Genomic DNA, 9,505 nt, shown 5'->3' on the forward strand with positions numbered 1-9,505 from the left:
CCCTTCCTCCGTAGCCCGTCCGTCCTTCGCGGCCCGTACGCCGTCCGCGGCCGGCTCGTCCTCCGTGGCCCGGCGCGCCCGCGGCACGGTGAAGCCGTCCCGCGCCCCCCGCGCTCCGTCCTGTCCGTCCCGTGCCTGTGTCGTCACGTGGCTCATGACCCCCCTCGGGGAACTCCCTTCACTTCTGTCACAGCGGTCTCCCCCCGCAATGTCCCCACCCTGCCGGGCGGGGACACCGCCCGGCCCGGGTCAGCTCACCTCCATCGCCCGATCTCCACGTTCTCCAGCACCCCGAGGGCGTCCGGGACCAGGACGGCCGCCGAGTAGTAGGTCGTCACCAGGTAGTTGATGACCGCCTGCTCGTTGATGCCCATGAACCGAACCGACAGGCCGGGCTCGATCTCGTCGGGGATCCCGGTCTGGTGCAGGCCGACGACGCCCTGGTCGTCCTCGCCGGTACGCATCGCGATGATCGAGGTGGTGCGCGCGTCGGTCACCGGGATCTTGTTGCACGGGTAGATCGGCACGCCCCGCCAGGTCGGCACCCGCTGGCCGCCGACGTCGACCGACTCCGGCACCAGGCCGCGCTTGTTGAGCTCGCGGCCGAAGGCGGCGATGGCACGCGGGTGGGCGAGGAACAGCTTGGTGCCGCGGCGCCGGCTGAGCAGCTCGTCCATGTCGTCGGGGCCGGGGACGCCGTCGTGCGGCTGGAGCCGCTGGTCGTACTCGCAGTTGTGGAGCAGGCCGAACTCGCGGTTGTTGACCAGTTCGTGCTCCTGGCGCTCGCGGAGCGCCTCCACCGTCAGCCGGAGCTGGTGCTCGGTCTGGTTCATCGGCTGGTTGTACAGGTCGGCGATCCGGCTGTGGATGCTCAGCACCGTCTGCGCCACGCTGAGTTCGTACTCGCGGGGCCGCGCCTCGTAGTCGACGAACGTGCGCGGGATGTCCACCTCGCCGGAGTGGCCGGCGGACAGGTCGATGGCCCGCTCGCCGTACTTGTTGGTCCGCTGGGCGGGGATGGCGCGCTGACGCTGCAGGTGGTCGCGCAGCGGCTCGGAGCGCTCGGCGACCTGCTCCAGGTCGCGGCGGGGCAGCGTGAGCACCGTGCAGCCGGTGACGGCGCGCAGGGTGTAGTCCCAGATGGAGTCCGGGTCCAGGATCGACTGGTCGCCGAAGTAGGCGCCGTCGGCCAGGACGCCCAGCACCGCGTCCTCGTCGTAGGGGCCGGAGCCGACCTTCTCGACCTTGCCGTGGGCGAGCAGGTGGACCTCGTCCACCTGGCTGCCGAACGAGGCGATGATCTGGCCGGGCGCGAACTCCCGCTGCCGGCAGCGGCGGGCGATCTCCTCGAGCACCTCCAGGTCCTCGAAGTCGCGCAGCGCGGGCAGTTCACCGAGCTCCGCCGGGATCACCTCGACCTGGTCACCCGTCTTGACGAAGGTGATCCTGCCGTCCCCCACGCTGTAGGTGAGCCTGCGGTTCACCCGGTAGGTGCCGCCCTGCACGTTCACCCAGGGCAGGGTGCGCAGCAGCCAGCGCGAGCTGATCTCCTGCATCTGCGGAGCGGACTTGGTGGTGGTGGCCAGGTTCCGCGCGGCCGCCGTGCCGAGGCTCTGCTGCGGCCGGTCCTGCTCGGTGCGGACCTCTTCGCCTACCGACATAGAGAAATGCCCTCCCGGTTGTGCCCCGCGCCGATGGAACGCGTCGGGGCCTGTTGACGAGCTCCACTCTCGGTGACGCAGCGCGTCCGCACCATTACCCGAAAGAGCGGGACTGATCGCGTACTTGACGGGGCAGGTCTCGTCCTTCGGGTCCGGATGCGCCCCGAACACGCCCGTACGCTCCACGAACCCCCTCGGGCGTGGATTCCGTTCGGCCCGGCGACGGTAGTAACTGATCGCAAGCAAACGGTCACCGAGCGCAAAGGAGGGCGGTCGTGGCCAAGCCCATGGCGGCGAGGACGTTCCTGAAACTGCTGGAGGACGAGGGCCTGACGGTCGAGGAGGTGGGCGACTGGCGGGATCACCATCGCAACGCGGCCGGCCCTTGGGGGCCGGTCCACGGAGTGATGATCCACCACACGGCCACCGAGGGTGCCCGGCGGACCGTGGAGATCTGCCGCGAGGGCAGGCCGGACCTGCCGGGTCCGCTGTGCCACGGCGTGATCACCAAGGACGGCAAGGTCCATCTGGTCGGCTACGGCCGCGCCAACCACGCGGGCCTGGGCGACGACGAGGTGCTGCGCGCGGTGATCGCCGAGCGGGCGCTGCCGCCCGAGAACGAGGCGCAGGCCGACGGCAACCGGCACTTCTACGGCTTCGAGTGCGAGAACCGTGGCGACGGGGACGACCCCTGGCCCGAGGAGCAGCTGGACGCGATCGCCCGGGCGGCCGCCGCGCTCTGCCGGCACCACGGGTGGTCGGCGCGGTCGGTGATCGGGCACCTGGAGTGGCAGCCGGGCAAGACCGACCCTCGGGGCTTCACCATGAAGTCACTCCGCGAGCGGGTGGCGGAGCGCCTCAAGTGACCTGCTGGGCAGCGCGCGCCGGGTGACCTCGTGCGGGCCCTGTCAGGGCCGGGGGGACAATGGGCGGGTGAGTGAGGTCCAGGTGCCGGGGCGGGTGCCGTCGCCGCTGGCGGAGGTCGCGGACGGGCGGTTCGCCCGTCATGGGGTGCGGCTGCTGCTGAAGCGGGACGACCTGATCCACCCCGCCCTGGTCGGCAACAAGTGGCGCAAGCTGGCGCCCAGCCTGCGGGCCGCCGCGGGCAGGCCGCTGGTGACGTTCGGCGGGGCCTGGTCCAACCATCTGCGGGCCACGGCGGCCGCCGGGCGGCTGCTCGGGTCGGGGACGGTGGGGATCGTCCGCGGGGACGAGCTGGCGGACCGGGAGCTGAACGCCTCGCTGGCGCGCTGCGTCGAGGACGGGATGCGGTTGTGCTTCGTCGACCGGGCGTCCTACCGGCGCAAGGCGGAGCCGGCGGTGCTGGAGCGGCTGCTGCGGGAGGCGGGCGCGCCGCCGGACGCCTTCGTGGTGCCGGAGGGCGGGAGCAACGCGCTCGCGGTGCGCGGGTGCGTGGCCCTGGGCGAGGAGCTGCGCGGCCTTGCGGACGTCGCCGCGGTGGCCTGCGGCACGGGCGGCACGCTGGCGGGCCTGGCGGCCGGGCTGGACCCCGGGCAGCGGGCCGTGGGTGTGGCCGTGCTGAAGGGCGGCTTCCTCGCGGAAGAGGTGCGCAGGCTCCAGGGGGAGGCCTTCGGCGGGCCGCGGGGCCGGTGGGAGGTGGAGAACCGTTTCCACGGCGGCGGCTTCGCCCGCGTCCCGGCCGGACTGGAGGCCTTCGCCCGGGACTTCGAGGACCGTCACGGACTCGCGGTGGAGCGGCTGTACGTCGCCAAGCTGCTGTCCGCGCTGACCGCCCTGACCGAGGAGGGCGCCTTCCCGCCGGGGACCCGGCTGGCCGCGGTGATCACCGGGCGCCCGTTCCCGCAGCCGTGACGGGCGCCGCCCCTCAGGTGCCCTGTTCCTCGCGGAACGCGGCGGCCTCCTCCAGGTCCAGGCGCAGCAGCAGCGTGCGCAGCATCTCGTCGTCGATGTACCGGGCGTCGCGCAGCCGCACGAAGACGTCCCGCTCGGACGCGATGACCTCCCGGGCGAGCCGGCGGTAGGTGTCGTCGGTGTTCTCCCCGGTCACCGGGTTGGGCGAGCCGAGCCGCTCCCACACGGAGTTCCTGCGGCGCTCCATGACCCTGCGGAGCCGTTCCGCGAGCGGCGGCGGCAGGGCGTTGCGCTCGTCGGCCATCAGCTCGTCCAGCCGCTCCTCGGCGGCGCGGGAGGCCTGCGCCTGGGCGTTGGCCTCGACGAGGGTCTCCGCCTGGACGTCGCGCCCGGGCAGCCGGAACGCCCGGATCAGCGACGGCAGCGTCAGTCCCTGCACGACCAGGGTGCCGATGACGGTGGTGAAGGTGAGGAAGAGGATCAGGCTGCGGCCGGGGAACTCCTGACCGCCGTGCACGGTGGCCGGGATGGAGAACGCGATGGCCAGCGAGACCACGCCGCGCATGCCGGCCCAGGAGATGATGAAAGTGCCCTTCCAGGTCGGGTTCTCCTCCCGTTCGCGGATCCTGCTCGAGAGGAGCCGCGGCACGAAGGCGGCCGGGTAGACCCAGACGAAGCGGATCAGCACCACCGTCACAAACAGCGCCAGCGCGTACCAGGCGAGCCGGCCGGCGGGGTACTCGTCGCCCAGGTCCCTCACCACCACCGGTAGCTGCAGGCCGATCAGCGCGAAGACCGCCGACTCCAGCACGAAGGCGACCATGCGCCACACCGCGCCCTCCTGCAGCCGGGTGGCGAAGTCCACCTGCCAGGACCGGTGACCGAGGTAGAGGGCGACGACGACCACGGCCAGCACACCGGAGGCGTGCACCTGCTCGGCCAGCGCGTAGGCGAAGAACGGGATCACCAGGGAGAGCGTGTTCTGCAGCAGCGCGTCGTTCATCCGGGTGCGCAGCCAGTGCAGGGGCACCATCAGCGCGAGTCCGACGCCGACGCCGCCGACCGAGGCGACCAGGAACTCCAGGCCGCCGCCGAGCCAGCCGATGCTCTCGCCGACGGCGGCGGCCAGCGCGACTTTGTAGGCGGTGATCGCGGTGGCGTCGTTCACCAGGGACTCGCCCTGCAGGATGGTGGTGACGCGGGCGGGCAGGTGCAGCCGGCGGGCGATGGCGGTGGCGGCGACGGCGTCCGGCGGGGCGATCACCGCGGCCAGCACCAGCGCGCCGGCGGCGGACAGGCCGGGCACGAAGGTGTGCACGATCAGGCCCACCAGGAGCGTCGCGAAGAGCACGTAGCCCACCGAGAGCAGCGCCACCGGCCGCTTCTGGGCCCGCAGGTCGAGGTAGGAGCTGTCGGTGGCCGCCGTGTACAGCAACGGGGGCAGCACCAGCGGCAGGACGATCTCCGGGTTCAGCTCGTACTCGGGCATCCCCGGCAGGTACGACACCAGCAGGCCGGTGGTGACCAGCAGCAGCGGCGCCGGCACGGGGGTCCGCCGAGCGAGCCCGGCGACGGCGGTGCTCCCCGCGATCAGCAGGAGCAGGGGCATCACATGCATCAGGTCCCGACCTCGCTCTGTCCAGGTGCTCTCACCGCACCAGACGTAACCTGAGACCCATGAAACACTGCGCGCACGTCGACTCGCTGCCGCGGCCGGAACCGGCGCCGCGGTCGGACACCTGCGAGGGGTGTGTGGCGGCCGGCACGCATCCGGTGCAGCTGCGGCTGTGCCTGGAGTGCGGGAACGTGGGCTGTTGCGACTCCTCTCCGCTGAAGCATGCGTCGGCGCACTTCGAGGAGACCGGTCATCCGGTCATGCGGACGTTCGAGCCCGGCGAATCCTGGCGCTGGTGCTTCCTCGACCACGTCCTCGCCTGACGCCCGACCCCACTGCGGGCGGCTGGGCCGCCCAGAGGGCGGCACGGGCCTGCGCGGCGAGCGGCTCGCTCAACGGTGCGCAAGCCGACGGCACCATACGGGCGGACCCTGACCGCAGCGCGGCGCAGGGCTGCGGCCGGGTGGACAGCACCTTGCATCCCCCGACCCGCCCCCTTCCCGGAGGGGCTTACGTTGCGTGGAGCGAGCCGTCTCGCCAGGACGTGGGCCCCTGCGCCCACCCGTGCCGCCCAGCGGCACGATTGCCCGCAGGGGGGCGGGTGGGAGCAGCTGACGCACGGTCGGCGCCCCCCGGCATCGGCCTCGCCCGGTGGGACCGGCAGCGAGGGAGGGACGCGCCAGGGCGCGCGGATGGGAGGGGCTACTCGTCGTCCTCGTCGTCGAGGCGGGCGAGCCAGGTGGCGAGGCGTTCGACCGGGACCTCGAAGTCCGGGTTGAGGTCCACGAACGTGCGGAGCTGCTCGGCGAGCCACTCGAAGGTGACCTCCTCCTCGCCGCGTCGCTTCTCCAGCTCCTCGATGCCGCGGTCGGTGAAGTACATGGGGTGGTGTCTCCTGCGCAATGGACGGCTACGGAAGAAAGGGTAAGGCCCGGACCGGGAACCCCGGGCCGGGCCTTACCTGCAGGGCTGGGAGGGCCTACGCCTCGAAGACCTGGTTGAGCAGCTGCTCCTGCTCGGCCTGGTGCCGCTTCGCGGAGCCGACCGCCGGCGAGGAGCCGTGCGGACGCGAGATGCGGCGCAGGCGCTCGGCGGCGGGGACGTCCGCGCCGACCTTCAGGTCGAGGTGGTCGATCAGGTTCAGCGCGATGAACGGCCAGGCGCCCTGGTTCGCCGGCTCCTCCTGCACCCAGAGGTACTTCTCGGCGTTGGGGAACTTGGCGATCTCGGCCTGGATCTCCTCGCCCGCGAGCGGGTACAGCCGCTCCAGGCGGATGATCGCCGTCTCGGTGTCACCACGCTTCTTCCGCTCCGCGTCGAGGTCGTAGTAGACCTTGCCGGCGCAGAAGACGACCTTGCGGACCGCGGCCGGGTCCACCGACTCGTCGCCGATGACCGGGCGGAAGCCGCCCGTGGTGAACTCCTCCGCCTTCGACGCGGCCGCCTTCAGGCGCAGCATCGACTTCGGGGTGAAGACCACCAGCGGCTTGTGGTGCGGGTTGTGCACCTGCCACCGCAGGAGGTGGAAGTAGTTCGCCGGCGAGGTCGGCATGGCGACCGTCATGTTGTTCTGCGCGCACAGCTGCAGGAAGCGCTCCGGGCGGGCGGACGAGTGGTCCGGGCCCTGGCCCTCGTAGCCGTGCGGCAGGAGCAGCGTGACGCCGGAGGTCTGGCCCCACTTCTGCTCGGCGGAGGAGATGAACTCGTCCACGACCGTCTGCGCGCCGTTGACGAAGTCGCCGAACTGCGCCTCCCACATGACCAGCGCCTCGGGGCGGGCCAGCGAGTAGCCGTACTCGAAGCCCATCGCCGCGTACTCCGACAGCAGGGAGTTGTAGACGTTCAGGCGGGCCTGCTCGTCCGACAGGTACAGCAGCGGCGTGAACTCCTCGCCGGTCGCGCGGTCGATGAGCACCGCGTGACGCTGGCCGAAGGTGCCGCGCTGCGAGTCCTGGCCCGCCAGGCGGACCGGGACGCCCTCGAGGAGCAGCGAACCGACCGCGAGGGTCTCGCCCATGCCCCAGTCGATGGTGCCGTCCTCGACCATCGCCGCACGGCGCTGCAGCTGCGGCAGCAGACGCGGGTGCACGGTGATGTGGTCGGGGATGTTGACCTGCGACTCGGCGATCCGCTTGACGACCTCGCTGGAGATCGCGGTGGTCACCGGGACGGGGAAGCCGGCCTGCGGGTCGTAGGCCTCGGAGGGAACCGGCTGCGCGGTGGCCTCACGGACCTCCGTGAAGACCTTCTCCAGCTGGCCCTGGTAGTCCTGCAGCGCCTGCTCGGCCTCTTCCAGGGTGATGTCGCCGCGACCGATGAGGGACTCGGTGTAGAGCTTGCGCACCGAGCGCTTCTTGTCGATCAGGTCGTACATCAGCGGCTGGGTGAAGGCCGGGTTGTCCGACTCGTTGTGACCGCGGCGGCGGTAGCAGATGAGGTCGATGACCACGTCCTTGTTGAACGCCTGGCGGAACTCGAAGGCGAGCCGGCCGACGCGGACGACGGCCTCGGGGTCGTCGCCGTTGACGTGGAAGATCGGGGCCTCGATCATGCGGGCCACGTCCGTCGCGTACATCGAGGAACGCGAGGACTCGGGGGCCGCGGTGAAGCCGACCTGGTTGTTGATGACGATGTGGACCGTGCCGCCGGTGCGGTAGCCGCGCAGCTGCGACATGTTCAGGGTCTCGGCCACCACGCCCTGGCCCGCGAAGGCCGCGTCACCGTGTATGGCGATCGGCAGGACGGTGAAGTCCGTGCCGCCCTTGTTGATGATGTCCTGCTTGGCGCGCGAGACGCCCTCCAGGACCGGGTCCACCGCCTCCAGGTGCGAGGGGTTGGCCACCAGCGAGACGGCGATCTGCTCGCCGTCCAGGCCGGTGAAGGTGCCCTCGGCGCCCAGGTGGTACTTCACGTCGCCGGAGCCGTGCATCGACTTCGGGTCGAGGTTGCCCTCGAACTCGCGGAAGATCTGCGCGTAGGACTTGCCGACGATGTTGGCGAGGACGTTCAGGCGGCCGCGGTGGGCCATGCCGATGACGACCTCGTCAAGGCGGGACTCGGCGGCCGAGTCGATCACCGCGTCGAGCAGCGGGATGACGGACTCGCCGCCCTCCAGCGAGAAGCGCTTCTGGCCGACGTACTTGGTCTGCAGGAACGTCTCGAAGGCCTCGGCGGCGTTCAGGCGGCGCAGGATCCGCAGCTGCTCCTCGCGCTCCGGCTTGGAGTGCGGGCGCTCGATGCGGTCCTGGAGCCACTTGCGCTGCTTCGGGTCCTGGATGTGCATGTACTCGACGCCGGTGGTGCGGCAGTACGAGTCGCGGAGCACGCCGAGGATGTCGCGCAGCTTCATCATCGACTTGCCGGCGAAGCCGCCGACGGCGAACTCGCGCTCGAGGTCCCACAGGGTGAGGCCGTGCTCGGTGATGTCCAGGTCGGGGTGCTTGCGCTGCTGGTACTCCAGCGGGTCCGTGTCGGCCATGACGTGGCCGCGGACCCGGTAGGAGTGGATCAGCTCGAAGACGCGGGCGGCCTTGGTGACGTCGTCGTCGTGCGAGGCGTCGATGTCCTTGAGCCAGCGGACCGGCTCGTACGGGATCCGCAGCGCCTCGAAGATCTCGTCGTAGAAGCCGTTCTCGCCGAGCAGCAGGTTCGAGACGATCCGCAGGAACTCGCCGGAGGCGGCGCCCTGGATGGTGCGGTGGTCGTACGTCGAGGTGAGGGTCATCACCTTGGAGATGCCCAGCTTGTTCAGGGTGTCCTGGGAGGTGCCCTGGAACTCCGCGGGGTACTCCATGGCGCCGACGCCCATGATCACCGACTGGCCGGGCATCAGGCGCGGCACGGAGTGCACGGTGCCGATGCCGCCGGGGTTGGTGAGGGAGACCGTCACGCCGGTGAAGTCGTCCATCGTCAGCTTGTTGTCGCGGGCGCGACGGACGATGTCCTCGTAGGCCTGCCAGAACTCGAAGAAGTTCAGGGTCTCGGCCTTCTTGATGGCCGCGACGACGAGCTGGCGGTCGCCGTTGGGCTTCACCAGGTCGATGGCCAGGCCCAGGTTGACGTGCTCGGGCTTGACCAGCGTCGGCTTGCCGTCCTTCTCCGCGAAGGACCAGTTCATCGACGGCATGGCCTTGACGGCCTGCACCATCGCGTACCCGATGAGGTGCGTGAAGGAGATCTTCCCGCCACGGGCGCGCTTGAGGTGGTTGTTGATGACGATGCGGTTGTCGAACAGCAGCTTCACCGGGACCGCGCGGACCGACGTGGCGGTCGGCAGCTCCAGGGAGGCGTTCATGTTCTTCGCGACGGCGGCGCCGGGGCCACGGAGCGTGACGTACTCGGGTCCCGACTTCGCCTCGGCCTCGGGCTCGGCCTTCGCCTTGGCGGGGGCCTTGGC

General features: G+C 71.0%; 7 protein-coding genes. 3 read left to right on the plus strand and 4 right to left on the minus strand.

Translation table 11 applies throughout. The features are described 5' to 3' along the window. Positions 1 to 254 precede the first annotated feature (254 nt). Positions 255 to 1,661 (minus strand): family 2B encapsulin nanocompartment shell protein, encoded by a 1,407-nt coding sequence (locus ACOV8S_RS14840; protein ID WP_448318291.1) that lies wholly within the window; start codon positions 1,659 to 1,661, stop codon positions 255 to 257. A gap of 275 nt (positions 1,662 to 1,936) precedes the next feature. Between ACOV8S_RS14840 and ACOV8S_RS14845 the strand changes: the two genes are divergently transcribed. Both ACOV8S_RS14845 and ACOV8S_RS14850 read left to right on the plus strand, forming a co-directional pair. Then, positions 1,937 to 2,527 (plus strand): N-acetylmuramoyl-L-alanine amidase, encoded by a 591-nt coding sequence (locus tag ACOV8S_RS14845; protein WP_448318292.1) that lies wholly within the window; start codon positions 1,937 to 1,939, stop codon positions 2,525 to 2,527. 67 nt (positions 2,528 to 2,594) lie between these two features. Next, on the plus strand, positions 2,595 to 3,494 hold the full coding sequence (locus tag ACOV8S_RS14850; RefSeq protein ID WP_448318293.1) for a 1-aminocyclopropane-1-carboxylate deaminase/D-cysteine desulfhydrase: 900 nt from the start codon (positions 2,595 to 2,597) through the stop codon (positions 3,492 to 3,494). 13 nt (positions 3,495 to 3,507) lie between these two features. Here ACOV8S_RS14850 and ACOV8S_RS14855 read toward each other — a convergent pair whose 3' ends face one another. Beyond that, positions 3,508 to 5,112 carry a Na+/H+ antiporter gene (locus ACOV8S_RS14855; RefSeq protein WP_448318294.1) on the minus strand — a complete coding sequence of 535 codons (1,605 nt, stop codon included), beginning with the start codon at positions 5,110 to 5,112 and terminating at the stop codon, positions 3,508 to 3,510. Positions 5,113 to 5,171: 59 nt separating this feature from the next. Between ACOV8S_RS14855 and ACOV8S_RS14860 the strand changes: the two genes are divergently transcribed. Further along, positions 5,172 to 5,432: a UBP-type zinc finger domain-containing protein gene (locus ACOV8S_RS14860; RefSeq protein WP_448318295.1), complete on the plus strand. Its 261-nt coding sequence runs from the start codon at positions 5,172 to 5,174 to the stop codon at positions 5,430 to 5,432. A gap of 379 nt (positions 5,433 to 5,811) precedes the next feature. Here the strand turns inward: ACOV8S_RS14860 and ACOV8S_RS14865 are convergent, their stop codons facing one another. Together ACOV8S_RS14865 and ACOV8S_RS14870 are read right to left on the minus strand one after the other, a co-directional pair. Beyond that, the gene (locus ACOV8S_RS14865) at positions 5,812 to 5,991 is read right to left on the minus strand and encodes a DUF6104 family protein (protein WP_003992906.1); all 180 of its coding nucleotides are present in this window, start codon (positions 5,989 to 5,991) and stop codon (positions 5,812 to 5,814) included. 97 nt (positions 5,992 to 6,088) lie between these two features. After that, the coding region (locus ACOV8S_RS14870; RefSeq protein ID WP_448318296.1) for a multifunctional oxoglutarate decarboxylase/oxoglutarate dehydrogenase thiamine pyrophosphate-binding subunit/dihydrolipoyllysine-residue succinyltransferase subunit at positions 6,089 to 9,505 on the minus strand (3,417 nt) is incomplete at its 5' end.

It is taken from the genome of Streptomyces sp. CO7, from assembly GCF_053474865.1.